The sequence below is a fragment of the Streptomyces sp. NPDC040622 genome, from assembly GCF_055593965.1.
In genome coordinates this window covers 539,630-566,029 of record NZ_JBVIXD010000004.1, presented here as the reverse complement: position 1 = coordinate 566,029, position 26,400 = coordinate 539,630, and the positions used below count along the sequence as shown (strand labels likewise).

General features: G+C 71.3%; 22 protein-coding genes. 21 read left to right on the top strand and 1 reads right to left on the bottom strand.

The window, feature by feature from the left end; all coding sequences use genetic code 11:
• Positions 1 to 210: 210 nt before the first annotated feature.
• From ACZ592_RS14155 to ACZ592_RS14055, 21 genes are all read left to right on the top strand, one after another.
• Positions 211 to 1,545: an OFA family MFS transporter gene (locus ACZ592_RS14155; protein WP_471581788.1), complete on the top strand. Its 1,335-nt coding sequence runs from the start codon at positions 211 to 213 to the stop codon at positions 1,543 to 1,545.
• A complete protein-coding gene (locus ACZ592_RS14150; RefSeq protein ID WP_471581787.1) occupies positions 1,514 to 1,648 on the top strand; it encodes an MFS transporter small subunit in 135 nt (44 codons plus the stop codon). Before ACZ592_RS14155 ends, ACZ592_RS14150 begins: the two co-directional genes overlap by 32 nt.
• 122 nt (positions 1,649 to 1,770) lie before the next feature.
• A complete protein-coding gene (locus ACZ592_RS14145; RefSeq protein ID WP_471581786.1) occupies positions 1,771 to 2,718 on the top strand; it encodes a beta-ketoacyl-ACP synthase III in 948 nt (315 codons plus the stop codon).
• Positions 2,719 to 2,841: 123 nt separating this feature from the next.
• Positions 2,842 to 3,519, top strand: coding sequence for a GntR family transcriptional regulator (locus ACZ592_RS14140; RefSeq protein ID WP_471581785.1), 678 nt, complete (start codon positions 2,842 to 2,844; stop codon positions 3,517 to 3,519).
• Between the two features lie 240 nt (positions 3,520 to 3,759).
• Positions 3,760 to 4,362, top strand: coding sequence for a GNAT family N-acetyltransferase (locus ACZ592_RS14135; protein WP_471581784.1), 603 nt, complete (start codon positions 3,760 to 3,762; stop codon positions 4,360 to 4,362).
• A 201-nt stretch (positions 4,363 to 4,563) separates the two neighbouring features.
• Positions 4,564 to 5,745: an ROK family transcriptional regulator gene (locus tag ACZ592_RS14130; protein ID WP_471581783.1), complete on the top strand. Its 1,182-nt coding sequence runs from the start codon at positions 4,564 to 4,566 to the stop codon at positions 5,743 to 5,745.
• A gap of 270 nt (positions 5,746 to 6,015) precedes the next feature.
• Entirely contained in the window at positions 6,016 to 7,563 is a 1,548-nt protein-coding gene (locus ACZ592_RS14125) for a sugar ABC transporter ATP-binding protein (RefSeq protein ID WP_471581782.1), read from the top strand.
• Complete coding sequence (locus ACZ592_RS14120; protein WP_471581781.1) at positions 7,560 to 8,579, top strand: ABC transporter permease; 1,020 nt, start codon at positions 7,560 to 7,562, stop codon at positions 8,577 to 8,579. Before ACZ592_RS14125 ends, ACZ592_RS14120 begins: the two co-directional genes overlap by 4 nt.
• A gap of 16 nt (positions 8,580 to 8,595) precedes the next feature.
• Positions 8,596 to 9,636: a substrate-binding domain-containing protein gene (locus ACZ592_RS14115; protein WP_471581780.1), complete on the top strand. Its 1,041-nt coding sequence runs from the start codon at positions 8,596 to 8,598 to the stop codon at positions 9,634 to 9,636.
• Between the two features lie 48 nt (positions 9,637 to 9,684).
• Positions 9,685 to 10,902: a Gfo/Idh/MocA family protein gene (locus ACZ592_RS14110; protein ID WP_471581779.1), complete on the top strand. Its 1,218-nt coding sequence runs from the start codon at positions 9,685 to 9,687 to the stop codon at positions 10,900 to 10,902.
• An 11-nt stretch (positions 10,903 to 10,913) separates the two neighbouring features.
• Complete coding sequence (locus ACZ592_RS14105) at positions 10,914 to 11,918, top strand: sugar phosphate isomerase/epimerase family protein (RefSeq protein ID WP_471581778.1); 1,005 nt, start codon at positions 10,914 to 10,916, stop codon at positions 11,916 to 11,918.
• Between the two features lie 193 nt (positions 11,919 to 12,111).
• On the top strand, positions 12,112 to 14,568 hold the full coding sequence (locus tag ACZ592_RS14100; protein WP_471581777.1) for a PQQ-dependent sugar dehydrogenase: 2,457 nt from the start codon (positions 12,112 to 12,114) through the stop codon (positions 14,566 to 14,568).
• 12 nt (positions 14,569 to 14,580) lie between these two features.
• Positions 14,581 to 15,969, top strand: a complete 1,389-nt coding sequence (locus tag ACZ592_RS14095; RefSeq protein WP_471581776.1) for a ThuA domain-containing protein — start codon at positions 14,581 to 14,583, stop codon at positions 15,967 to 15,969.
• Between the two features lie 111 nt (positions 15,970 to 16,080).
• Positions 16,081 to 17,349 (top strand): inositol-3-phosphate synthase, encoded by a 1,269-nt coding sequence (locus ACZ592_RS14090; protein ID WP_471581775.1) that lies wholly within the window; start codon positions 16,081 to 16,083, stop codon positions 17,347 to 17,349.
• Positions 17,350 to 17,488: 139 nt separating this feature from the next.
• On the top strand, positions 17,489 to 18,637 hold the full coding sequence (locus ACZ592_RS14085) for an SCO3242 family prenyltransferase (protein WP_471581774.1): 1,149 nt from the start codon (positions 17,489 to 17,491) through the stop codon (positions 18,635 to 18,637).
• Complete coding sequence (locus tag ACZ592_RS14080) at positions 18,634 to 19,647, top strand: sugar phosphate isomerase/epimerase family protein (protein WP_471581773.1); 1,014 nt, start codon at positions 18,634 to 18,636, stop codon at positions 19,645 to 19,647. Before ACZ592_RS14085 ends, ACZ592_RS14080 begins: the two co-directional genes overlap by 4 nt.
• Positions 19,644 to 20,327, top strand: coding sequence for an EboA domain-containing protein (locus tag ACZ592_RS14075; protein WP_471581772.1), 684 nt, complete (start codon positions 19,644 to 19,646; stop codon positions 20,325 to 20,327). Before ACZ592_RS14080 ends, ACZ592_RS14075 begins: the two co-directional genes overlap by 4 nt.
• A gap of 8 nt (positions 20,328 to 20,335) precedes the next feature.
• The gene (locus ACZ592_RS14070; protein WP_471581771.1) at positions 20,336 to 21,187 is read left to right on the top strand and encodes a TatD family hydrolase; all 852 of its coding nucleotides are present in this window, start codon (positions 20,336 to 20,338) and stop codon (positions 21,185 to 21,187) included.
• Positions 21,188 to 21,190: 3 nt separating this feature from the next.
• The gene (gene eboE / locus ACZ592_RS14065; RefSeq protein ID WP_471581770.1) at positions 21,191 to 22,360 is read left to right on the top strand and encodes a metabolite traffic protein EboE; all 1,170 of its coding nucleotides are present in this window, start codon (positions 21,191 to 21,193) and stop codon (positions 22,358 to 22,360) included.
• A complete protein-coding gene (locus tag ACZ592_RS14060; protein ID WP_471581769.1) occupies positions 22,357 to 23,733 on the top strand; it encodes a nucleotide pyrophosphatase/phosphodiesterase family protein in 1,377 nt (458 codons plus the stop codon). Before eboE ends, ACZ592_RS14060 begins: the two co-directional genes overlap by 4 nt.
• Positions 23,734 to 23,881: 148 nt before the next feature.
• Entirely contained in the window at positions 23,882 to 24,943 is a 1,062-nt protein-coding gene (locus ACZ592_RS14055) for a sugar phosphate isomerase/epimerase family protein (RefSeq protein WP_471581768.1), read from the top strand.
• Positions 24,944 to 25,020: 77 nt separating this feature from the next.
• On the opposite strand, the gene ACZ592_RS14050 is transcribed toward ACZ592_RS14055, so the two are convergent.
• Positions 25,021 to 26,400: an OFA family MFS transporter gene (locus ACZ592_RS14050; protein ID WP_471581767.1), complete on the bottom strand. Its 1,380-nt coding sequence runs from the start codon at positions 26,398 to 26,400 to the stop codon at positions 25,021 to 25,023.

Here is a 26,400-nt window from a genome sequence, read left to right as displayed (position 1 = left end):
GGTGGCGCGCTCCGTTCGGTCGAGGGATCCGAGGAACGTGGGACGAAGACGTCGACAGAATATTGTCTACAGTATGGAACTTGGGGCGGCAAGGGTTCGCGCGGTACATGGCTCAGCGCGGTACATCGCATACCGTCGACGTATTCCGTCCGCCCCCTTCACCGTCCGCCCCCTTCACAACGCCTCGCACGGTTCCTACCGTTCGGGATCATGAGGCCCCCCGTCGCACCCCTCGGCTGGAGCCGCTGGCTCGTACCGCCCGCCGCCCTGTCGGTCCACCTCTCCATCGGCCAGGCCTACGCCTGGAGCGTCTTCAAACCGCCCCTCGAATCCTCGCTGCACCTCAGCGGCACCCAGAGCGCGCTGCCCTTCCAGCTCGGCATCGTCATGCTCGGCCTGTCCGCCGCGTTCGGCGGCACGCTCGTCGAACGCAACGGCCCGCGCTGGGCGATGGCCGTCGCCCTCACCTGCTTCTCCTCCGGCTTCCTGATCGCCGCCCTCGGCGCCGCGACGCGCCAGTACTGGCTCATCGTGTTCGGCTACGGCTTCGTCGGCGGGATCGGCCTCGGCATCGGCTACATCTCACCCGTCTCCACGCTCATCAAGTGGTTCCCCGACCGCCCCGGCATGGCCACCGGCATCGCGATCATGGGCTTCGGCGGCGGCGCGCTCATCGCCTCCCCGTGGAGCGCGCAGATGCTGGACTCCTTCGGCGCGGACTCCGACGGCATCGCGCTCGCGTTCCTCGTGCACGGCCTCACGTACGCCGTCTTCATGGCGCTCGGCGTGCTCCTGATCCGCGTGCCGCGCACCGAGGGCGCCCCCGGTCCCGGCCTGCCCGGTGCGCTGGAGGGACCGCAGGTCTCCGCGCGGCAGGCCGTCCGCACCCCGCAGTTCTGGTGCCTGTGGGTCGTCCTGTGCATGAACGTGACCGCCGGGATCGGCATTCTGGAGAAGGCCGCCCCGATGATCACGGACTTCTTCGCGGACACCTCCACCCCCGTGTCGGTCTCGGCCGCGGCGGGCTTCGTCGCGCTGCTCTCGGCCGCCAACATGGCGGGCCGCATCGGCTGGTCCTCGGCCTCCGACCTGATCGGCCGCAAGAACGTCTACCGCGTCTACCTCGGCGCGGGCGCGCTCATGTACCTCCTGATCGCCCGCTTCGGAGACACCTCGAAGCCACTGTTCATCTGCTGCGCGCTGGTGATCCTCTCCTTCTACGGAGGGGGCTTCGCGACGATCCCCGCGTATCTGAAGGACCTCTTCGGGGCGTACCAGGTCGGCGCCATCCACGGCAGGCTGCTCACCGCCTGGTCCACGGCGGGAGTCCTCGGGCCGCTCATCGTGAACCGCGTCGCCGACCACCAGGAGGAGGCGGGCAGGACGGGCTCCGGCCTCTACGGCCTCTCCTTCGCGATCATGATCGGTCTCCTTGCCGTCGGCTTCGTCGCGAACGAGCTCGTCCGGCCCGTGCACCCCCGCCACCACGTCCCCTCCCCGAAGGAGGCCGCCGATGACCACCCCGCCGAGCACACCGCCCCGTGACCGTCGCGCGCTGATCGTGTTCGCCTGGCTCTGGGTGGGGCTGCCGCTCGGTTACGGGCTGTACGAACTCGTACACAAGGTCACGCAACTCTTCAGAGGGTGACCGGATCATGAGAAGCATCCAAACACCGCGCTCCTTTCCTGTCGCATTACGTGCACCGTTACTGGTGAGTCGCTGACCAGACTGGACGGTCCCGCATCTTCGGCAACAAGGGGGACCCGTTCATGCACGGCTCGCGCATCGCCGCCGTCGGCCACTACCAGCCCGCCAAGATCCTCACCAACGAGGAGCTGGCGGGCAGGGTCGACACCAGCGACGAGTGGATCTGTTCGCGGGTCGGCATCCGGACTCGCCACATCGCGGGGCCCGAGGAGCCGGTCGACGAGCTGGCCGCACACGCCGGCGGCAAGGCCCTGGCCGCCGCAGGGCTGACCCCCGACGCGATCGACCTGGTCCTGGTCGCCACCTCCACGGCCATCGACCGCTCGCCGAACATGGCCGCCCGCGTCGCCGCCCGCCTGGCCATCCCCGGCCCCGCCGTCCTCGACATCAACGTCGTGTGCGCGGGCTTCACGCACGCCCTCGCCACCGCCGACCACACCGTGCGGGCCGGTGCCGCGACCCGCGCCCTGGTCATCGGCGCGGACAAGATGTCCGAGGTCACCGACTGGACGGACCGCACCACCTGCGTGCTGACCGGCGACGGCGCGGGCGCGGTCGTCGTCGAGGCGTGCGGGCCCGGCGAGGAGCCCGGCATCGGGCCCGTGCTGTGGGGCTCGGTGCCCGAGATGGGCAACGCCGTACGCATCGAGGGCACGCCGCCGCGCTTCGCCCAGGAGGGCCAGAGCGTCTACCGCTGGGCGACGACGCAGCTGCCGCCGCTCGCCCGCACGGCCTGCGAGCGCGCCGGGCTCACCCCGGCCGACCTCGCCGGTGTCGTCCTGCACCAGGCCAACCTGCGGATCATCGAGCCGCTCGCCGAGCGCATCGGCGCGGTGAACGCGGTCGTCGCGCGCGATGTCGTCGACTCCGGGAACACCTCGGCGGGCAGCATCCCGATGGCGCTGTCCAAGCTGGTCGAGCGCGGCGAGCTCCGCTCGGGCGACCCGGTCCTGCTGTTCGGCTTCGGCGGGAACCTGTCGTACGCGGGACAGGTCGTGCGCTGCCCGTGATCCGCTCACGAAGTGGCGGGGTGCCCGGACGGGTCGGGGTGTGATCGGCTCAACTCTCCCTGGCACTGGCCCCTGTAGCTCGTAGACTGTAGACAAAAGGCAATCTTCGACGAGGGGGCCGCGATGTTGTCCACCGGACTGCCGCAGGGGGCCGTGCCCAGGCTCGAACGCCCCGGGCCGCTCAGGGAGCGGGTCTACGAGGCGTTGCTCGAACTGATCACCACGCGCTCGCTGCAGCCCGGCCAGCACCTCGTCGAGAGCGAGCTGGCCGGTCACCTGGGCGTCTCGCGGCAGCCGGTGCGCGAGGCGCTGCAGCGGCTCAACACCGAGGGCTGGGTGGACCTGCGGCCCGCCCAGGGTGCGTTCGTGCACGAGCCGACCGAGGAGGAGGCCGACCAACTCCTCACCGTCCGCACCCTGCTGGAGGCCGAGGCCGCCCGGCTCGCCGCGGCCAGCACCGGCGTCGCGGGCATCACCGCCCTGGACGAGCTCTGCACGCGCGGCGAACAGGCCGTGGCCGACGGCGACGTGGACCAGGTGGTCACCCTCAACGCGGCTTTCCACGCCAAGGTGATGGAGCTCGCCGGCAATGTCGTCCTCGCCGAGCTCGCCGCGCAGGTGGACCGCCGGGTCCGCTGGTACTACACGCCGGTGGCACGGCAGCGCGGCAGGCAGTCCTGGCTGGAGCACCGCGAACTGATCGAGGCCATCACCGAGCGCGACGAGGCGCGCGCCACGGACATCATGCGGGCCCACACGGAGCACACCCGGCAGACGTACCACGAGCGCGAGCGGGACTGAGCGCGGCCGGGCGCGCCGCCTCGCCCGGGTCCGCGCGCAGGCCTTGCCGGCTCTGTGCGGCGGCCGTGAGCACGGCCTCCGTCCGTGTCGCCTGTCCCGCCGGGCGCCCCCGGTCGCCGTAGAGCTGCCGCTGCACGGCGGCGAAGGGGGCCGCCGCGAGCAGGCGGTCGTGCGGTGCGGCGCGAAAGCCGTCGATCACTTCGGAGGCAGGGTCATGCCGTCGGGACCGGAAGGCCAGACATGACGACACAGCACCGCATACGCCCCGTGATCAGGGAAGACGTGCCGGTGGCGGTGAACACCCTCGCCCGGGCCTTCGCGGACTACGCCTTCACGCGCCACGTCGTCGCGGCCGACGGCCACGCGGAGCGGGTCCGCCGCTTCCAGGAGCTCTTCCTGACCCGCATCGGGATGGTGTACGGACGGGTCTGGGTGGCGGGAGCTGGGCGCGCCGTCGCCGTGTGGACCACGCCGGACCGGGATCCCGAGCCCGGCTTCGCCGCCATCGGACCGCTGGTCAGAGAGCTCGCGGGGGACCGCGCGCCCTGGTTCGAATCGGCGGACCGCGCGTTGCGGCCGTACCGTCCCCGGCGTCCGGCGTGGTTCCTCGCCACGGTCGGGGTGGACCCCGACGAGCAGGGCCAGGGGCTCGGCGCCGCCGTCATCGCGCCCGGACTCGCGGCAGCGGACCGCGCCGGACACCCGTGCTTCCTGGAGACGTCGACCAAGCGGAACGTCTCCTTCTATGAACGGCTCGGCTTCACCGTCACGGCGGACATCCCGCTCCCGGACCACGGCCCGCGCACCTGGTGCATGCTTCGGGAACCGGCCTGGAAACGCTGACCCGGCGCCCCTTTGTCCTGTGACTGGAGAAAGTCATGGGTAATTCGCGCTCAACTTCTTCCCAGTCCCGACAGGCACTGCTACGTTCCCCTCGAAAGCTTGAAGGAAGCCCGAAGGCGACGGCGTCGGCAGTGACGACGAGTCGGCCCGACGGCAACGGAACGGGAAGCCCGATGAGGCGGGGAGGGGCGCGTGAGACGTATGACGGCTCGACCCGCCAATGCGCACCAGGCCCGGCTGCTGCGGCTGTTGCGTGACGGAGGACCCAACTCCCGCGCCCAGCTGGGCGATCAGGTCGATCTCTCGCGGTCCAAACTGGCCGTGGAGGTCGACCGGCTCCTGGAGACCGGGCTCGTGGTCGCGGACGGGCTCGCCGCCTCGCGCGGCGGGCGCCGCTCCCACAACATCCGCCTGGCCCCGGCCCTCCGCTTCCTCGGCGTGGACATCGGCGCGACCTCGGTCGACGTCGCGGTAACCAACGCCGAGCTGGAGGTACTCGGCCACATCAACCAGCCCATGGACGTGCGCGAGGGCCCGGTCGCGGTCTTCGAGCAAGTCCTCGCCATGGCGGCCAAGTTGAAGGCCTCCGGGCTCGCGGAAGGGTTCGACGGCGCCGGCATCGGCGTCCCGGGACCCGTCCGCTTCCCCGAGGGCGTGCCGGTCGCCCCGCCGATCATGCCGGGCTGGGACGGCTTCCCCGTGCGGGAGGCCCTCAGTCAGGACCTGGGCTGCCCCGTCATGGTCGACAACGACGTGAACCTCATGGCGATGGGGGAGCAGCACGCGGGCGTCGCCCGTTCCGTGGGCGACTTCCTCTGCGTCAAGATCGGCACGGGCATCGGCTGCGGCATCGTCGTCGGCGGTGAGGTCTACCGCGGTACGACGGGCAGCGCCGGCGACATCGGCCACATCCAGTCCGAACCGGACGGACGCCCCTGCGCCTGCGGCAACAAGGGCTGCCTGGAGGCCTACTTCAGCGGCGCGGCGCTCGCCCGCGACGCCGAGGAGGCGGCCGGGGAAGGGCGTTCGGCGGAGCTCGCCATGCGGCTCGACGAGGCGGGGCGGCTCAGCGCCGTCGACGTCGCGGCGGCCGCGGCCGCGGGTGATGCCACCGCCCTCGACCTCATCCGTGAGGGCGGCAATCGCACCGGCCAGGTCATCGCGGGCCTCGTCAGTTTCTTCAACCCCGGCCTCGTGGTGATCGGCGGCGGCGTGACCGGCCTCGGCCACACGCTGCTCGCCGCGATCCGCACCCAGGTCTACCGCCAGTCGCTGCCCCTGGCGACCGGCAACCTCCCGATCGTCCTGGGTGAGCTCGGTCCCACCGCCGGAGTCATCGGCGGCGCCCGGCTCATCAGCGACCACCTCTTCTCACCGGCCTGACCGGCCCGGCCGGCCTCCCGCCGGCCGTCCACCGGCCCGGCCGGCGTGTACGGAACGCAGCGCCACCCCGTCCAGCACAGCGCCCTGCCCGGCTCCGCCCTGTCCTGCTCCGCACCGCCCGTACCGCTCCGCACCGCCCCGTACGACTCCGCACCGTTTCGCTCAGTCTTGCTCCGTCTCGCTCCGCCGAGCCGAGCTCCGTCCTGCCCCGAAACCTTCCCGCCCCGCATCCGTCCTGCCCTGCTGCGGCCGCCGCCGAGGGGAACCGTCATGGCACCCGAACCACCCCTGCTCACCATGTCCGGCATCACCAAGTCGTTCCCCGGCGTCCGGGCCCTCGACGGCGTCGACCTCCAGGTCCAGGCCGGGGAAGTGCACTGTCTCCTCGGCCAGAACGGCGCCGGGAAGTCCACCCTCATCAAGGTCCTCGCGGGCGTCCACCAGCCCGACGACGGCGAGATCACCTGGCGCGGCGAACGCACCACGCTCCGCTCGCCCATCGCGGCCATGCGCCTCGGGATCGCCACCATCTACCAGGAGCTCGACCTGGTGGAGGGTCTGTCCGTGGCCGAGAACGTCTACCTCGGGCACGAGCCGACCGCCGCGGGCTTCGTCGTGCGCGGCCGGACGGCGAGGGCCTCAACAGCCGCTCTCCTAAAGCGACTTGGGCACGGCGAGATCGATCCGGGGCGACTCGTCGGGGATCTCTCCGCCGCACACCAGCAGATCGTCTCCATGGCCCGCGCGCTCTCCCACGAGGTCCGCCTCATCGTCATGGACGAGCCGTCGGCCGCCCTGGACCCCGACGAGGTGGACAACCTCTTCCGTATCGTCGGCGACCTCACCGCGGACGGCGTCGCCGTCGTCTACATCTCGCACCGCCTCGAGGAGATCCGCCGCATCGGCGACCGGGTCACCGTCCTCAAGGACGGGCGCGCCGTCGCCGGCGGGCTCCCCGCGGAGTCCACCCCGACCAAGGACGTCGTGGCGATGATGACGGGCCGCAACGTCGAATACGTCTTCCCCGAACGGCCCGCACCACTCTCGCCCGCAGAAGCGGGGGGCGTCGAAGGCGCCCGGAGGGAACCGGTGTTGACCGTGCGGGGCCTCTCCCGGCGCGGCGAGTTCGCACCGCTCGACCTCGATCTGCGCCCCGGCGAGATCGTCGGCCTCGCCGGGCTCGTCGGCTCGGGACGCTCCGAGATCCTGGAGACGATCTACGGTGCCCGCAAGCCCAGCTCCGGACAAGTGAGCGTCGAGGGACGGGTGTTGCGGCCGGGGAGCGTGCGGGCCGCCGTCCGCGCGGGACTCGGCCTCGCCCCCGAGGAGCGCAAGGCGCAGGCCCTGCTGATGCTGGAGTCCGTCACCAACAACGTGTCGATCTCCTCCATGTCCCGCTTCTCGTACGGCGGTTGGCTCGACCGGTCCGCGGAACGCGAGGCGGCCCGCGATGCGACGCGTGAGCTGTCGCTGCGGCCCGACGCCCCGTCCGTACCCGTCCGCACCCTGTCCGGCGGCAACCAGCAAAAGGCCGTCCTGGCCCGCTGGCTGTTGCGCGGCTGCCGCGTCCTGCTCCTCGACGAACCGACCCGGGGCGTCGACGTCGGCGCCCGCGCGGAGCTGTACGCGGTGATCCGACGCCTCGCCGACGAGGGCCTTGCCGTCCTCCTCGTCTCCAGCGAAGTACCCGAGGTGCTCGGCCTCGCCGACCGCGTCCTGGTGCTCCGCGAGGGCCGCGTCGTACACACCGCACCCGCCCGTGACCTCGATGAACACCGCGTACTCGACCTCGTCCTAGAAGGGAGCCCGGCGGCATGACCCAGCCAGCCCCGGCGGCCGAGGCCGCCCCCCGCAAGAGCACCCCCGCCGACGGCGGCCGCCCCTGGCGCACCGCCGTGGCCCGCGCCGACGTCCGCACGCTGTCGCTGCTCGGCGTGCTCGCCGTACTGATCCTGATCGGCGGCATCACCCAGCCCGACTCGTTCCTCGACACCGACAACATCCAGCTGGTCCTGACCCAGGCCTCCGTCATCGGCGTGGTCACGGTCGGCATGACCTTCGTGATCATCTCCGGCGGCATCGACCTGTCGGTCGGCGCGATCGTCGCCCTCGCCTCGGTGTGGGCGACGACGGTCGCCACCCAGGAGTACGGCTTCGCGGGCATCCTCTTCACGGCCGTACTCGTCGGCACGGCGTGCGGACTGGTGAACGGCCTGCTCATCGCTTACGGCGGGGTGGTGCCGTTCATCGCCACCCTCGCCCTGCTGGCGTCCGGCCGCGGCCTCGCCCTGCAGATCACCGACGGCAAGACCCAGATGGTCACCGTGGACGGCGTACTGAAGCTCGGCGAGCGCGACGCGTACATCCTCGGCATCCCGCCGCTGGTCCTGGTCTTCGCCGCCGTCACCGTCGCCGGCTGGCTGCTCCTGAACCGCACCACCTTCGGGCGGCGCTCGCTCGCCGTCGGCGGCAACGCGGAGGCGGCCAGGCTCGCCGGCATCGACGTCCGCAGGCAGCGGCTCTACCTCTACCTGCTCTCCGGCCTGTGCTGCGGCATCGCGGCCTTCCTGCTGATCATCCTGGCCGGTTCGGGACAGAACACCAACGGCAACCTCTACGAACTCGACGCCATCGCCGCCGTCATCATCGGCGGCACCCTGCTCAGCGGCGGCCGCGGCACCATCACGGGCTCCGTGCTCGGCGTACTGATCTTCACCACGATCACCAACATCTTCGCGCTCAACAACCTGGAGACCGCGACCCAGCAGATCGCCAAGGGAGCGATCATCGTCGCCGCGGTCCTCGTCCAACGTCGTACGGCCCACACATCCTGAGCTGAGGGGTTCACGCATGCCAACCAACACGAGCCGCAGAGGACTCCTCTTCGGAGCGGCCGCCCTGTCCACCGGCGCCCTCATCACGGGCTGCACCAGCAACGAGTCCAAGGACGAGGACTCCGACGACAAGTCGCAGCAGGTCGCCGACGACAAGCCGGGCAAGAAGGTCACCATCGGCTTCGCCGGGCCGCAGGCCGACCACGGCTGGCTCAACGCGATCAACGACAACGCCAAGAAGCGGGCGGAGAAGTACGCGGACGTCACCCTGGAGGCCACCGAGGGCTCCAACGACACCGCCGCCCAGATCGGCCAGGTCGAGACGCTCATCAACAAGAAGGTCGACGTCCTGGTCGTGCTGCCGGCCGACGGCAAGGCGCTCACCCAGGTCGGCCTGAAGGCCATGCGGGCGGGCATCCCCGTCGTCAACCTCGACCGCGTCTTCGCGACCCCGCAGGCCTATCGCTGCTGGGTGGGTGGCGACAACTACGGCATGGGCCTGAGCGCCGGTCACTACATCGGCGAGAAGCTCAAGGACAAGAAGAACGCGCGCGTCGTGGAGCTCGCCGGGCTCGACAACCTGGAGCTCACCAAGCAGCGCACGAAGGGCTTCGACGACGCCCTCAAGAACTACTCCAACATCAAGAAGGTCGCCCGCCAGGCCGCCGACTTCACCGTCGAGTCCGGACAGTCGAAGATGTCCTCGCTCCTGCAGGCCCAGAAGAACTTCGACGCCCTGTGGAACCACGACGACGACCAGGGCGTGGGCGCCCTGCGCGCCATCAAGCAGGCGGGCCGCGACGACTTCCTGATGGTCGGCGGCGCGGGCGCGCTCGCCGCCTTCCAGGCCATCGAGGCCGACAACAGCGTCCTGAAGGCCACCGTGCTCTACCCGCCCACCATGGCCGCCTCCGCGATCGACCTCGCGCGCGCCCTCGGGCAGGGCAAGGGCGTCAGCGGCATGGCGGAGTTCGAGATCCCGTCCTTCATCACCTGCTACTCGGCGGTGGTCGACAAGGAGAACGTCGGCCAGTACATGTCCACCGGCTTCAAGTGATGCGCGCATCAGCACCCCCCACCGAGCGTCGACGAGGAGGAGTACCGCATGCGTGAGACGGAAACCGAGGCACGGGCCGATACCGAGGCGGCAGGGAAGCGGTCCCTGGGAGTGGGCATGGTGGGCTACGCCTTCATGGGCGCCGCCCACTCCCAGGGCTGGCGCACCGTGGGGCGCGTCTTCGACCTGCCGGTAGTGCCGGTCCTCTCGGCCGTCTGCGGCCGCGACGGCGGCGCGGTGCGCGCCGCCGCCGACCGGCTGGGCTGGGCCGCCGCCGAGACCGACTGGCGCGCCCTGATCGCCCGGGACGACGTCGACATCGTCGACATCTGCACCCCCGGCGACAGCCACGCGGAGATCGCCGTCGCCGCCCTGGAGGCGGGCAAGCACGTACTGTGCGAGAAGCCGCTCGCGAACACCGTCGAGGAGGCCGAGGCGATGGCCGAGGCCGCCGAACGGGCCCGCGCACGGGGCCAGGTGGCCATGGTCGGCTTCAACTACCGCAGGGTGCCCGCCCTCGCCCTCGCCCGGCGGATGGTCGCCGAAGGGCGGCTCGGGATCCTGCGGCACGTGCGTCTGACGTACCTTCAGGACTGGCTGGTGGACGCGGAGTTCCCGCTGACCTGGCGGCTCCTCAAGGAGCGCGCGGGCTCCGGGGCACTCGGCGACCTGGGCGCGCACATCGTGGACCTCGCGCAGTACCTGGTGGGGGAGCCGGTGGCCGGGGTGTCGGCGCTCACCGAGACCTTCGTACGCGAACGGCCGCTGCTCGAAGGCGCGTCCAGCGGGCTCACCGCGGCCGGCGGCAGCCGGCTCGGCACGGTCACCGTCGACGACGCGGCCGTGTTCACGGGACGGTTCCCGTGCGGGGCCCTCGCCTCCTTCGAGGCGACGCGGTTCGCCGCCGGGCGCAAGAACGCGCTGCGCGTCGAACTCAACGGATCCGAGGGCTCGTTGGCCTTCGACCTGGAGCGGCTCAACGAGCTCTCCTTCCACGACCACACCGAGCCCGCCGCGTCGTCCGGCTTCCGCCGCATCCTCGTGACCGAGCCCGACCATCCCTACCTGGAGGCCTGGTGGCCGCCGGGGCACGGCCTCGGCTACGAGCACAGCTTCGTGCACCAGGCCCGTGACCTGCTGGACGCCATCGCCACCGGGGCGCGGCCCGAGCCGTCCTTCGCCGACGGGCTCTCCGTGCAGCGGGTGCTCGCCGCCGTGGAGGAGAGCGCGGCCAAGAACTCCGTCTACACGTCGATCCCCGCCTGAGGAGGCCCGTCATGCCCCGCACGTTCACGCTCTTCACCGGCCAGTGGGCCGACCTGCCGCTCGAAGAGGTCTGCTCCCTCGCCGCCGACTTCGGCTACGACGGCCTCGAACTCGCCTGCTGGGGCGACCACTTCGAGGTCGACAAGGCCCTCGCCGACCCGGGCTACCTCCAGGGGCGGCACGCGCTGCTCGAGAAGTACGGGCTCAAGTGCTGGGCGATCTCCAACCACCTCGTCGGCCAGGCCGTCTGCGACGCGATCATCGACGAGCGGCACCAGGCGATCCTGCCCGCCCGTATCTGGGGCGACGGAGATGCGGAAGGCGTGCGGCAGCGGGCCGCCGCAGAGATCAAGGACACCGCGCGGGCGGCCGCGGCCTTCGGAGTCGACACGGTCGTCGGCTTCACGGGCTCGTCGATCTGGCACCTGGTCGCGATGTTCCCGCCGGCCCCCGAATCGATGATCGAGCGCGGCTACGAGGACTTCGCCGAGCGCTGGAACCCGATCCTGGACGTCTTCGACGCGGAAGGCGTGCGCTTCGCCCACGAGGTGCACCCCTCCGAGATCGCGTACGACTACTGGACCACGCACAAGGCGCTGGAAGCCGTCGGCCACCGGCCCGCGTTCGGGCTCAACTTCGACCCTTCCCACTTCGTGTGGCAGGACCTCGACCCGGTCGGATTCCTCTACGACTTCCGCGACCGCATCTACCACGTCGACTGCAAGGAGGCCCGGCGGCGCCTGGACGGCCGCAACGGCCGCCTCGGCTCGCACCTGCCGTGGGGCGACCCGCGCCGCGGCTGGGACTTCGTGTCGGCGGGCCACGGGGACGTGCCCTGGGAGGACGTCTTCCGGATGCTGCGGTCCATCGCGTACGAGGGACCGATCTCCGTGGAGTGGGAGGACGCGGGCATGGACCGCCTCCAGGGTGCTCCCGAGGCGCTGACGCGCTTGAAGGCGTTCGACTTCGAGGCGCCGACCGCGTCCTTCGACGCGGCCTTCGGCGGATCCGACTAATCCGGTCGCGCGCCACGTTTGTCCATTGACAGGAAAAAGTTCAACTTCCACTCTGCGTAAGGGCTTTCCGCCCGGGACAAACGTGGCTACCGTCCTTGAGGTGTACAGGACATGAAGTTCCCGGGGTGACGGCGCACCCCGGCGCACGGCGCACACACCCGCGTACGACCGTCCCCCCTCCGGAGGAACCCCCGTGCACAGGAAACGCCCGAGACTCCGCACCACACTCGCCCTGCTCACCGGCACCGTGCTCACCGGCGCCACCCTGACCCTCGCGGGTCCGCAGGCGGGTGCCGTCCCCGCCGACCCGCCCTCGGCAGCCGCCGCCGAGGACTTCCAGCAGGTCACTCTCGCCAAGGGCGAGGCGGAGACCGGTGAGCCGATGACGCTCGCCGTGCTCCCCGACCGCTCTGTCCTGCACACCTCACGCGACGGCACGCTCCGCCTCACGGACGCGGCGGGCAACACCAAGGTCGCCGGGAAGATACCCGTCTACTCGCACGACGAGGAAGGTCTCCAGGGCGTCGGCATCGACCCCAAGTTCAGCGAGAACCGCGCGATCTTCCTCTATTACGCACCTCCGCTGGACACCCCGGCCGGTGACGCCCCGGAGAACGGGACCGCCGAGGACTTCAAGAAGTTCGACGGCGTGAACCGCCTCTCCCGCTTCGTCCTGAAGGCCGACGGAACCCTGGACGCCGCCAGCGAGAAGAAGGTCTTCGACGTCCCCGCGAGTCGCGGCACCTGCTGCCACGTCGGCGGCGACATCGACTTCGACAAGGACGGCAACCTCTACCTGTCGACGGGCGACGACTCCAACCCCTTCGCCTCGGACGGCTTCACGCCCATCGACGAGCGCGCCGACCGCAACCCCGCCTTCGACGCGCGGCGCAGCGCGGGCAACACCAACGACCTGCGCGGCAAGATCCTGCGCGTCAAGGTCGCCGACGACGGGAGTTACACGGTCCCCGACGGCAACCTCTTCGCCAAGGGCACCGAGAAGACCCGGCCCGAGATCTACGCGATGGGCTTCCGCAACCCCTTCCGGATGAGCGTCGACAAGCCGACGGGCGTCGTCTACGTCGGTGACTACGGGCCCGACGCGGGTGCGGCCGACCCCAAGCGCGGCCCCGCCGGGCAGGTCGAGTTCGCCCGTGTGACCAAGGCGGGCAACTTCGGCTGGCCGTTCTGCACCGGCAAGAACGACCCCTATGTCGACTACGACTTCGCGACCGGCACCTCCGGCGCCACCTTCGACTGCGCGGCCCCCAAGAACGAATCGCCGCACAACACCGGACTGACCGACCTGCCGCCCGCGCAGGAGGCCTGGATCCCCTACGACGGGGGTTCCGTCCCCGACTTCGGCAGCGGTTCCGAGTCCCCGATGGGCGGCCCCGTCTACCGCTACGACGCGGCCAGCACCTCCCCGGTGAAGTTCCCCGAGGCCTACGACGGCGACTTCTTCGCCGGCGAGTTCGGCCGGCGCTGGATCAAGCGCATCGAGCAGGGCGAGGACGGCACGGTCTCGAAGATCAACCCGTTCCCGTGGACCGGCACCCAGGTGATGGACATGGAGTTCGGCCCCGACGGCGCCCTCTACGTCCTCGACTACGGCACCGCCTGGTTCGGCGGCGACGAGAACTCGGGCCTGTTCCGCATCGAGAACGCCACGTCGGGCCACTCGCCGGTCGCCGAGGCCACCGCGTCCAAGACCAGTGGCCAGGCACCCCTGAAGACGAAGTTCACGGCGAAGGCCACCGACGCCGACGGCGGAACGCTGACCTACGCGTGGGACTTCGGCGACGGCGGCAAGTCGACGCAGCAGAACCCCACGTACACGTACAAGAAGAACGGCGTCTACACCGCGACCGTGACCGTCAAGGACTCCACCGGACGCACCGGATCGGCCAGCGCACACCTCACCGTCGGCAACACCGCGCCCAAGGTCACCCTGGAACTGCCCGGTGACGGCCAGCTGTTCACCTTCGGCGACAAGGTGCCCTTCAAGGTGAAGGTGACCGACCCGGAGGACGGCACGATCGACTGCGCCAAGGTCAAGGTCACCCACATCCTCGGCCACGACAGCCACGGCCACCCGGTCACCTCGGCCAACGGCTGCGAAGGCACCATCCAGACCTCGGCCGACGGGGAACACGACCCGAACGCCAACATCTTCGGGGTCTTCGACGCCGAGTACACCGACAAGGGCGCCAACGGCCAGCCCGCGCTGACCACGCACGACCAGAACGTCGTGCAGCCCAAGCACCGCCAGGGCGAGCACTACAACGAATCCAAGGGCGTCTCCATCACCAACCACACGCCCGCCCACGGCGGCAAGACGGTCGGTGACATCCACAACGGCGACTGGATCGCCTTCAAGCCGTACATCCTCGGCAACGCCACCAAGCTGACGGCGAGGGTCGCGTCCGCCGGATCCGGCGGCACGCTGGAGGTGCGCAGCGGATCGGCCGGCGGCAAGCTCCTGGGCAAGGCGACGGTCGCGCCGACCGGCGGCTGGGAGACCTACACCGACGTGAGCACCGCCATCAGCAAGGCACCCAAGGCGACGACCACGCTCTACCTGGTCTTCAAGGGCAAGGGCACCGGAGCCCTGTACGACGTCGACGACTTCACCTTCACCACGAGCTGAGGAAGGGGCACCATGCGCGCATCCGCACGGATCGCCGCCGCGACCGCCGCCGCGGCTCTGCTCATCGGCTGCGTATCGGGCCCCGCGGCCTCCAGGCCCGAGACCTCGGGGCGGGCGGCGGGCGAGAAGGTGCTGGTCTTCTCCAAGACCGCCGGCTTCCGCCACGACTCGATCCCCGACGGCATCGCGGCCGTCAAGGAACTCGGCGCGGCGAACGGCTTCACCGTCGACGCCACCGAGGACGCCACGTCCTTCACCGCCAAGAACCTCGCGAAGTACCGCGCCGTCATCTGGCTCTCCACCACCGGCGACGTCCTCGACGCCAAACAGCAGGCGGCGTTCGAGGGCTACATCAAGAAGGGCGGCGGGTACGTGGGCGTGCACGCCGCCGCCGACACCGAGTACGACTGGCCCTTCTACGGCGGGCTCGCGGGTGCCTACTTCCAGTCGCACCCCGCGATCCAGCCCGCGAAGGTCAAGGTCGAGGACCACGCCCACCCGTCCACCGCCCATCTGCCGGGCGTCTGGGACCGGACCGACGAGTGGTACAACTACCGCTCCAACCCCCGCGACCGCGCACGCGTCCTGGCCTCGCTCGACGAGTCGTCCTACACGGGCGGGTCGATGTCGGGCGACCATCCCATCGCCTGGTGCCAGGAGTACCAGGGCGGCCGCTCCTTCTACACCGGCAGCGGCCACACCAAGGAGTCCTTCGCGGACCCCGGCTTCCGGCAGCACCTGCTGGGAGGAATCCGCTGGGCGGTCGGCGCGGCGCAGGCCGACTGCCGTCCCGAGAAGGGCTACACGCCGATCTTCGACGGGACGGCGGCCTCCCTGGAGGACTGGAAGCAGGCGGGCCCCGGCTCCCTCGAGGTCAACGAGGACGACGGGACGCTCACGACCGTCGGTGGCATGGGGATGCTCTGGTACGACCGGCGTGAACTCGGCTCGTACTCGCTCAAGCTCGACTGGCGGATGCGGGGCGACGACAACTCCGGGATCTTCGTGGGCTTCCCGCCCTCCGACGACCCCTGGTCGGCCGTGAACAACGGCTACGAGATCCAGATCGACGCCACGGACGTCCCCGAGAAGACCACGGGCTCCGTCTACGGCTTCCGGTCCGCCGATCTGGCCAAGCGCGACAAGGCACTCAACCCGCCGGGGGAGTGGAACACCTACGAGATCCGCGTCGAGGGCGAACGCCTTCGCGTCTACCTCAACGGAGTCCAGATCAACGACTTCACCAACACCGACCCGGCACGGAGCCTGCGCCAAGGGCACATCGGCATCCAGAACCACGGCGACGCCGACGAGGTCTCCTTCAGGAACATCCGGCTGAAGGACCTCCCGGCCCGCCACACCGGGTCACCCGCACCGACCGGCTCGGGCGCGGGTCGCTAGACGACGGCGGGCGGAGGACGCCGGACCTCCGCCCGCCGTCTTGCACCGCACTCACGTTCCCCGAGCTCCCGAGTCGAGTCCCGAGCTCGTCAGCCATGGCAGGAGGCAGCCGTGTCCACATCCGCGACCTCTACATCTGCGCCCTCTACTTCCCCCCTCGGGACGTCGCCCGTCGGCGTCTGGCTGATCGGGGCGCGCGGCTCTGTCGCGACCACGGCCGTCGCGGGCTGCGCGGCGGTGGCCGCCGGACTGCACGCGCCCACCGGCATGGTCACCGAGACGCAGCCCTTCATGGATCGCGGCCTGCCCACGCTGTCGTCGCTGGTCTTCGGCGGCCACGACACCACGAGCTGCCCGCTGCCCAAACGGGCCGAGGAACTCGCCGCGGGCGGCGTCCTCCCGCACGGCCTCCCCTCGGCGGTCCGCGCCGAACTCGCGGCGGCGGACGCCGAGATACGCCCGGGAGGACCCCAGCCTGGGGACTCCCGCACCGACGAAGAGCTCATCGAGGCCTTCGCCGCCGACCTGCGCGACTTCGTACGCCGCCGCGGGCTCGCCCGCGCGGTGGTGGTCAACGTCGCCTCGACCGAACCACGCCCCTCGGACGACGACACACGGCTGCCCGCCAGCTCCCTCTACGCGGCGGCCGCCCTGCGCGCCGGCTGCCCCTACGTGAACTTCACCCCCTCCACGGGCCTGCACCACCCCCGCCTGACCGAGGCGGCACGCTCCTCGGGACTCCCGTACGCGGGCCGGGACGGCAAGACCGGCCAGACCCTGCTGCGCTCTGTGCTCGGCCCGATGTTCGCGCAGCGGGCCCTCGCCGTACGGGCCTGGTCCGGCACCAACCTCCTGGGCGGCGGGGACGGCGCGGCCCTGGCCGACCCCGGCGCTGCGGCCGCCAAGAACGCCGGCAAGGAACGCGTCCTGGCCGAGACCCTGGGCGGCGCCCCCGAGGGCGAGGTCCACATCGACGACGTGCCCTCCCTCGGCGACTGGAAGACCGCCTGGGACCACATCGCCTTCGACGGCTTCCTCGGCACCCGCATGGTCCTGCAGACCACCTGGCAGGGCTGCGACTCGGCGCTCGCGGCCCCCTTGATCCTGGACCTCGCCCGCCTGATGTCCCGCGCCCACGAACGCGGCCTCTCCGGCCCCCTGCCCGCCCTCGCCTTCTACTTCAAGGACCCGGACGCGGACGCACCAGCGGCGCTGGGCGAGCAGTTCGCGGAGTTGGTGGGGTTGGCGGATCGGTTGGGAGCGCCGGGCCCAGCAGGGCACGTGGGGCAAGCAGGGCAGACAGGGCAGGCGGGACAGGTGGCGCGGCCCGAGGTCTCGGGGCAGCCGGAGCAGTCCGGGCAGCCGGAGGGCGGGCGATGAGCGGCGGGTGGCTCGTGGCTCGCGGGGGACGCCGCGCGGCGGTCGGCCGGAGCCGGTGCCCGGAGCCCGGGAACCCCCGTGGGGCCCTTGGGGGTGCCGACGTCGTACCGGCGAGTGGCGTACCGGCGGGTGAGGCGTCATGAGCGCCGCACGTGCCTGGGTCGAACTCCTCAGGCTCCCCGCCCTGTTCACCGTCCCTGGCGACGCCCTCGCCGGAGCGGCGACGACCAGTACGCGCCCCAACCACCGCACTCTCCTCGCCATCGGTTCCTCCCTCTGTCTGTACGAGGCCGGCATGGCCCTCAACGACTGGGCGGACCGCACCGAGGACGCCGTCGAACGCCCCGAACGCCCGCTGCCGTCCGGCCGCATCAGCCCACCCGCTGCCCTCGCCGCGGCAACCGCCCTCACGGTCACGGGCCTGGCCCTCGCCTCCCGCGCGGGCCGCCCGGCCCTGGCGACGGCGGGTGCCCTCGCCGGGACGGTGTGGGCCTACGACCTCGGCCTGAAGCACACGCCCGCGGGTCCCGTCGCCATGGCCGCCGCGCGAGGCTTCGACCTGCTCCTCGGCGCGGCCGCCACCGCGGGGCCGGGCCACGGCCCGCGTGCCAGAGCCGCCGTGCCTTCCGCCGGAGCCCTCGCCGCCCACACCCTTGCGGTCACCGTGGTCTCCCGCCGCGAGGCCCAGGGCGGTTCCTCCGCCGCCCCCTTGGCCGCACTGGCTGCCGCGGCCACGCTGGCACGACTGGTGGGCGGCGGACGCCGCGCCAGGGCGGACGGTCACGGCGGCCGGGGCCTCAGTGGACGCGGTTCCACCCCGGTCAGCCGCGGGGACCGTGCCGGAGGACGTGGCTCGAACGGCCCGACCGGCCGGGGGAGTCCACGCGAGGGCCAAGACGTCGAAACCTTGCAGGGGCGGAGCCTCGGTACCCCCCAGGGTCGGAGCCTTGGTACCCCGGGCAGGCATGACCTCGGTGCCCCGGGCGGCGGTCGGGACGTTGCCACCGCAGGGGGCCGGGAGCTCGGCACCGCGGTCGGGACCGCCCGACAGGCCCTCCGCGGCGCGCTCGCCCTCGCCTACATCGGAACCGCGGCGAAGCCGCTCTTCCACGCCGCCCTCAATCCGTCACCCCCGCTCACCCAACGCGCCGTCGGCGGTGGCATCCGCGCCATGATCCCGCTGCAGGCCGCGCTCGCCGCCCGCGCCGGCGCGGCCGGCACCGCTCTGCTGACCGCCGCCCTCGCCCCCGCCGCCCGCAAGTTCGCACGGAAGGTGAGCGTCACATGAGCGGCACCGATCCCCAGTCCCCGCAGCCGCCACTGCCTCCGCGCTCGCACTTCCCGGACGGGGCGGACGGGGCGGAGGGGGCAGAGGGGGCAGAGGGGGCGGAGGGGGTCCGCTTCGGGTACGGGACCAACGGCCTGACCGATCTGCGTCTCGACGAGGCCCTCGCCCTCCTCGCCGACCTCGGCTACGCGGGCGTCGGACTGACGCTCGACCACATGCACCTCGACCCCCTCGCTCCCGATCTCGCCGCCCGCACCCGGCAGGTCGCCCGCCGCCTCGACCGCCTCGGTCTGACCGCCACCGTCGAAACGGGCGCCCGCTATGTCCTCGACCCGCGCCGCAAGCACGGCCCCTCCCTCCTCGACCCCGATCCGGAACGACGGGCCGACCGCGTCCGCCTGCTGATCCGCGCCGTCCAGGTCGCCGCCGACCTGGGCGCCCACGCCGTGCACTGCTTCAGTGGCATCACCCCCGCGGGTACCTCGGACGCCATCGCGTGGCAGCGTCTCGCTGACGCCCTCGGCCCCGTTCTCGACGCGGCGTCGGGCGCGGGCATCCCGCTCGCGGTCGAGCCCGAACCCGGGCACCTCCTCTCTTCGCTCGCCGACTTCCACCGGCTGCGTCACGAGCTCGACGACCCCGCCCCCGAGCTTCTCGGCCTCACCCTCGACATCGGCCACTGCCAGTGCCTCGAACCCCTCCCTCCCGCGGACTGCGTGCGGGCCGCCGCACCCTGGCTGCACCACGTCCAGATCGAGGACATGCGCCGCGGAGTCCACGAGCACCTGCCCTTCGGAGACGGGGAGATCGACTTTCCGCCCGTCCTCGAAGCCCTGGCCGCCTCCGGCTACCGGGGCCTGACCGTCGTCGAACTGCCCCGCCACTCCCACGCGGGACCTGAACTCGCCGCCCACTCCATCGATTTCCTGCGCCGTGCGGCCACAGCGGCCACCGCGCCGGCTCCTGCCTCCGCCGCCCCCGCTCTCGCCGCCGAAGGAGGCAACCCGTGACGGACACTCCCGGGATCGCCGCCCTCCGCACCCGCCTCGAAGCCGACCTCGGCGGGGCCGCCCGCGCCTGGCTCGACCAGGCCACCGCCGAGGCCACGGCCCACGGAGGACACTCCGAAGGGCCGGGCAAGGGCCCCACCCCCACCTGGGAGCTGAGGTTCGCCGAGGCCGGTCGCCGCTGCGGCCCCGACCACGCCGACGCCGCCCGCGTGCTGCTCCTCCACGCGGCCAACGCGACCCCGGCCACCCTCGCCCGCGTCTACGCCCAGGGCACCGCCATCGAGCGCCGCGCCGTCCTGCACGCCCTGTCCCACCTGGTGCCCGGTCCCGAAGCCCTGCCGCTGGTCGAGGATGCCCTGCGCACCAACGACACCCGCCTCGTCGCCGCGGCGGTCGGCCCCTACGCAGCCGCGCACCTGGCCCCGCACGACTGGCGGCACGCCGTCCTCAAGTGCCTGTTCACCGGTGTCCCCGTGGACGCGGTCGCCGACCTGCCCAGGCGCGCCGGCGGAGACGCGGAACTCGCCCGGATGCTTGACGACTACGCCGACGAGCGGACCGCGGCGGGCCGTGCCGTCCCCGGCGACCTGCATCGCGTCCTGTCTCTCACCGACCCCACGTCCCCCTCGGGCCCGGCGGCTCCCCAGGTCCCCACGGGCCCTCCGACCGGCGAGGAGTAGGAGTTCCGATGCGCATCTTCGATCCCCACATCCACATGACCTCCCGCACCACCGACGACTACCAGGCGATGTACACCGCAGGGGTTCGCGCGGTCGTGGAGCCCGCCTTCTGGCTCGGCCAGCCCCGCACCTCGCCCGCCTCCTTCTTCGACTACTTCGACTCCCTCCTCGGATGGGAGCCCTTCCGCGCCGCCCAGTACGGCATCTCCCACCACTGCACGATCGCCCTCAACCCCAAAGAGGCGAACGACCCCCGCTGCACGCCCGTCCTCGACGAACTGCCCCGCTACCTCGTCAAGGACAACGTCGTCGCCGTCGGGGAGATCGGCTACGACTCCATGACGCCGGCCGAGGACTTCGCGCTCACCACCCAGCTGCAGCTCGCCGCCGACCACGAGCTGCCCGCCCTGGTGCACACCCCGCACCGCGACAAGCTCGCCGGCCTGCGCCGCACGATCGACGTCGTCCGCGAGTCCGCACTGCCCCTGGAGCGGGTCCTGATCGACCACCTCAACGAGACCACCGTCAAGGAAGCCAAGGACAGCGGCTGCTGGCTCGGGTTCTCCGTCTATCCCGAGACCAAGATGGACGAGGACCGGATGGTCGCGATCCTGCGCGCCGTCGGGCCGGAGAAGGTGCTGGTCAACTCGGCCGCCGACTGGGGGAAGAGCGACCCCCTCAAGACCCGCAAGGTCGCCGACGCCATGCTGGCCGCCGGGTACGACGAGGACGACGTCGACCTCGTGCTGTGGCGCAACCCCGTCGCCTTCTACGGGCTCAGCGGTCGTCTCCAGCTCGACCTGCCGCCATCGGACGTCGCCACCCACGAGGGCAACTCCATCCTGCGCGGCGGGGCGTGACCCATGCGCTTCCGGCACCCCGACGGCTCCACCGTCCACCTCGCCTACTGCACCAACGTCCACCCGGCCGAGACCCTCGACGGTGTGCTCGCCCAGCTCCGCGACCACTGTGAACCCGTCCGCAAACGGCTCGGCAGGGACCGCCTCGGCATCGGCCTGTGGCTCGCCAAGGACGCCGCCCACGCCCTGGTCACCGACCCGGCGGCGCTGCGCGGCCTGCGCACCGAACTCGACCGGCGAGGACTCGAGGTCGTCACCCTCAACGGCTTCCCCTATGAGGGCTTCGGCGCCGAAGAGGTCAAGTACCGCGTGTACAAGCCGGACTGGACCGACCCGGAGCGGCTGACCCACACCACCGAACTCGCCCGGCTGCTCGCCACCCTGCTCCCCGACGACGTCACCGAAGGCACCATCTCCACCCTCCCGCTCGCCTGGCGGGACCCCTTCGACAGTCTCCGCGCCGAGACCGCCCGCACCGCCCTCACCGCGCTCGCCCAACGTCTGGACGCCCTCGCCGAGCTGACCGGCCGCTCGATCCGCATCGGCCTCGAACCGGAACCGGGCTGCACCGTCGAGACGACCGCCGACGCCATCGCTCCCCTCACGGCGGTCGGCCACGACCGCATCGGTGTCTGTGTCGACACCTGTCACCTCGCCACCTCCTTCGAAGATCCGGGCACCGCCCTCGACGCCCTGCACGCCGCGGGCATCCCCGTCGTCAAGTCGCAGCTCTCCGCCGCGCTCCATGCCGAAAACCCCCACCTCCCCGATGTACGCGAGGCACTCGCCGCCTTCGACGAACCCCGCTTCCTCCACCAGACCCGCACGCTGACCGGCGCCGGCCTGCGCGGCACCGACGACCTCGGCGAAGCACTCACCGCCAAGGCCCTCCCCGACACGGCGCCCTGGCGCGCCCACTTCCACGTCCCCCTGCACGCGGCTCCCGCCGCGCCGCTCACCTCCACGCTCCCCGTGCTCCAGGACGTCCTGACCCGCCTCGTGGGCGGCCCCGTCCCTCTCACCCGCCACCTCGAGGTCGAGACCTACACCTGGCAGGCCCTGCCGCCCGCGCTGCGCCCGCGAGGGCGCCTCCAGCTCGCCGAGGGCATCGCCGCCGAACTCGCCCTCGCGCGCGACCTCCTGACCGACCTCGGCCTCAAGGAACTCCCATGACTCCCACCCCCTTGCTGGTCCTGGACGTCGTCGGTCTCACCCCGCGCCTCCTCGATCACATGCCGCACCTCAAGGCCCTCGGCCAATCCGGGTCCCGTGCGCCGCTCGGCACGGTCCTGCCCGCCGTCACCTGCGCCGCCCAGTCCACCTTCCTCACCGGCAGCACCCCCGCCGAGCACGGCATCGTCGGCAACGGCTGGTACTTCCGCGAGCTCGGCGACGTCCTGCTGTGGCGCCAGCACAACGGGCTCGTCTCCGGCGACAAGCTGTGGGACGCCGCCCGCCGCGCGCACCCCGGCTACACCGTCGCCAACATCTGCTGGTGGTACGCCATGGGCGCCGACACCGACTTCACCGTCACCCCCCGCCCCGTCTACTACGCCGACGGCCGCAAAGAACCCGACTGCTACACCCGTCCCCCGGCCCTCCACGACGAACTCACCGACAAACTCGGCACCTTCCCCCTCTTCCACTTCTGGGGCCCCGGCGCCGACATCGTGTCCAGCCGCTGGATCGTGGACGCCACCCGGCACATCATCGACACCCGCCACCCCGACCTTGCCCTGTGCTACCTCCCTCATCTCGACTACGACCTGCAGCGCTTCGGCCCCGACGACCCGCGCTCCTTCCGGGCCGCAGCGGACCTGGACGCGACCCTCGCCCCGCTCCTCGACGACGCGAAGGCAGAGGGCCGGACCGTCGTTGCGCTCTCCGAATACGGCATCACCCGCGTGAACCGGTCCGTCGACATCAACCGAGTGCTGCGCCGCGCGGGTCTGCTGGAGGTGCACACCCAGGACGGCATGGAGTACCTCGACCCGATGGCCTCCCGCGCCTTCGCCGTCGCGGACCACCAGATCGCCCACATCTACGTCCGCCGCCCGGAGGACCTCGACGCCACCCGCGCCGCGCTCGAGGACGTCCCCGGCATCGAGCAACTCCTGGACGACGAAGGCAAGAAGGCACACCACTTGGACCACCCGCGCTCCGGCGAACTCGTCGCCGTCGCGGAACCCGACGCCTGGTTCACGTACTACTACTGGCTCGATGACGCCCGCGCACCCGACTTCGCACAGCTCGTCGAGATCCACCGCAAACCCGGCTACGACCCCGTAGAGCTCTTCATGGACCCCCAGGACCCCTACGTCCGCGTGAAAGCCGCGGGCGCGCTGGCCCGCAAAAAGCTCGGTATGCGGTATCGCATGGCGGTCGTGCCCCTTGACCCGTCACCTATTCGCGGCAGCCATGGCCGCCTTCCCACGAGCGAGGACGAAAGTCCGCTCATTCTGTGCTCCACCCCCCGCGCCGTCAGCGGCCGTGTCGCGGCCACCGATGTGAAGTCGCTCCTGCTAGATCTCGCGGGCCTGCGCTGATGCCGGCCTGCCCGCGTCGCTGAATCTGCTTGATCTCCACTGAACCAGAAGGCTCGGGCCCTGCCATCAGGGCCCGGCCCCCAGCGATCCCTGATCCGTTTTTCGAACTCAACCCTGACGCGCCCCTGATGCAGCCGAGGAGAACCGCATGAGCCGCAAGTCATCCGCCACCGACCCCGAACTCGCCGGCAGACTCAGCCGACGCGGCATGCTCGGCGTGGCCGCCGGGGCCACCGCGGCAGCCCTCGTGGGCGCCGCCGCCCCGACCGCCGCCGCCTCGGGCTCGGCCCCCGCAGCCTCCGGCAAGGGCCGGGGGCGACCCGTCCTGCCGCCCGGGCGGCTCGGCATCCAGCTCTACAGCCTCCGCGACAAGGTCTCCAGCCTCGGATTCGCCCCCGTCTTCGCCGAGTTGGAGAAGTACGGATACGACGAGATCGAATTCGCCGGATACACCCAGGGCTCGGCGGGCGCCATCACCCTCGCCCAGCTGAAGGCGCTGGCCCACGACCACGGCCTCCACCCCATCGGCTCCCACGTCGGCTACTACGACGACAACAATCCCAACGCGTACACGTTCGCGCAGAACCTCACCAAGGTCCTCGACGACGCCGAGGCGCTCGGCCTGAAGCACATCGGCACCGCCTCGGGCCCCTTCCGCTACGGCACCACCGTCGACGCGTGGAAGCGCGCCGCGGAGGACTTCAACACCTATGGCGAAGCGGCCCGCAAGCGCGGCATGAAGTTCTACCAGCACAACCACGCCGAAGAGTTCTCCTTCGCCACCGACAAGCCGAAGGTGCGGCTCTACGACGTGCTGCTCGCCGAGACCGATCCCGACTTCGTGTTCCTGGAGATGGACATCTACTGGGCGTTCAGCGCCCAATTCCGATTCAGCAAGCGGCCCGACGGCAAGCCTGCGCCCTTCGAACCGCTCGACTACGTCCTCAGGCATCCGCACCGATACCCGCTGTTCCACGTCAAGGACGGCATCCGTGACGAGACCGCCCACGACGGGTACCGCATGACGGACGTCGGCGACGGCGACATCGACTACAAGAAGTTCCTGTCGAAGGTGACCGCGCGCACCCACCAGGGCAAGCGCTACCACCACTGGCAGACCGAGCACGACAACCCGGTCGAGTCCCTCGCCTTCGCCCGCAAGTCCAGCGAGCACCTCCACTCGCTGCGCAGCGGCCGCTGCGGCGACTGATCTCAAGGAGAACGGCAGGGAGGGGCTCTCCCGCGGCTGTGGCGGGAGGGCCCCTCCGTCGTCGACCGGAGTGGTCGCTACACCAGGGCGCCACGCGCGCGTGGCGCTTCCGGCTGCCGCAGCAGCAAGGAGAGGCCCGCCGCGATCAGCGACACCACACCGGCCGTCACGTAGGCGCCGATGTACCCCCAGGAGTCCACGACGACCGCACCCATGCCACCGCCGAACAGGCCGGACACCAGCTTCGCGCTGTAGACCATGCCGTAGTTGGAGGCGTTGTTGTTCTCACCGAAGTAGTCCGGCACCAGCGCCGCGAACAGCGGGTAGAACGCGCCGCCCGCGAAGCCGGACAGGAAGGCGAAGACGAGGAACAGCGGCTGGTTGCGGATCTCGCCCGCCCACAGCACCCCGAACTGTGCCACCGAGAGCACCAGACAGACGTACGTCAGGGTGCGCTGCCTGCCCAGCCGGTCGGAGAGCCAGCCGACCACACCGCGCCCCGTGCCGTTGATCACCGACATCACGCCCATCGACGATGCCGCGATGAGCGGGCCGAAGCCCATGTCCTTCGCGAACGGCACCTGGAAGGAGATCCCGAAGATCGACACGCCGGCGCAGCACAGCATGCCGACCCACATCAGGGGGATCACCCCGGTGCGGAGCGCCTCGCCAGGAGTGAACTGGCCCGTCGCGGGCGGATTCTTGGCCAATGCCCGTGCGGTGCGGGGGTCCCCGTCGAGCCGCATCGGATCGACCTCGGCCGGCCACCAGTTCTTCGGCGGGTCCTTGAAGAACAGGCCCGCCACCAGGGTCACGGCCAGGACGTAGAAGCCCACGAGGTCCAGGACGGTCCGGTAGTTGGACGTGTCGAAGCCGTACGAGAACAGGAAGATGAACGGCACGGCTCCGTAGGCGAACGCCCCGTTGACGAAGCCTGTCTTGCCGCCGCGCCGCTCCGGGTACCACTTGCCGACCATGTTCACGCACGTCGAGTAGATCAGTCCCGAGCCGACACCGCCGAGCAGGCCGAAGCCGAGCATCGCCACCGCCACGTTCGGCGCGTGGCTGAGGCTGACGAAGCCGAACAGGGAGAGGACCGAGCCCGTCAACATGGCCGCCCTGCTGGTCAGGATGCCTTTCTCGCGCAGCTTGCCCGCGGGGAAGGAGACCCCTGCCTGGAAGAAGATCCAGACACTGAGCACCCAGAAGGTGTTCGACGACGTCCAGTGGTGCGCCGCGGACAAGGTGTCCTCGGCCGCTCCGAACGCGTACTCGAAGACGCTGATGGCGAGCATGGCCGCCCAGGGCAGCGCCACCATCGTCCAGCGAGGCCGGCCGAGGATCTCCCGGTCGCTCTCGCCGATGCGGTAGACGCGACCGCGCGCGTCCGTGAGTTCTCTGTACGGCGCGTCGCGGTCGGTCGACGCGTGCTGTCCGGCGATGGGTTCCGCCGTCAT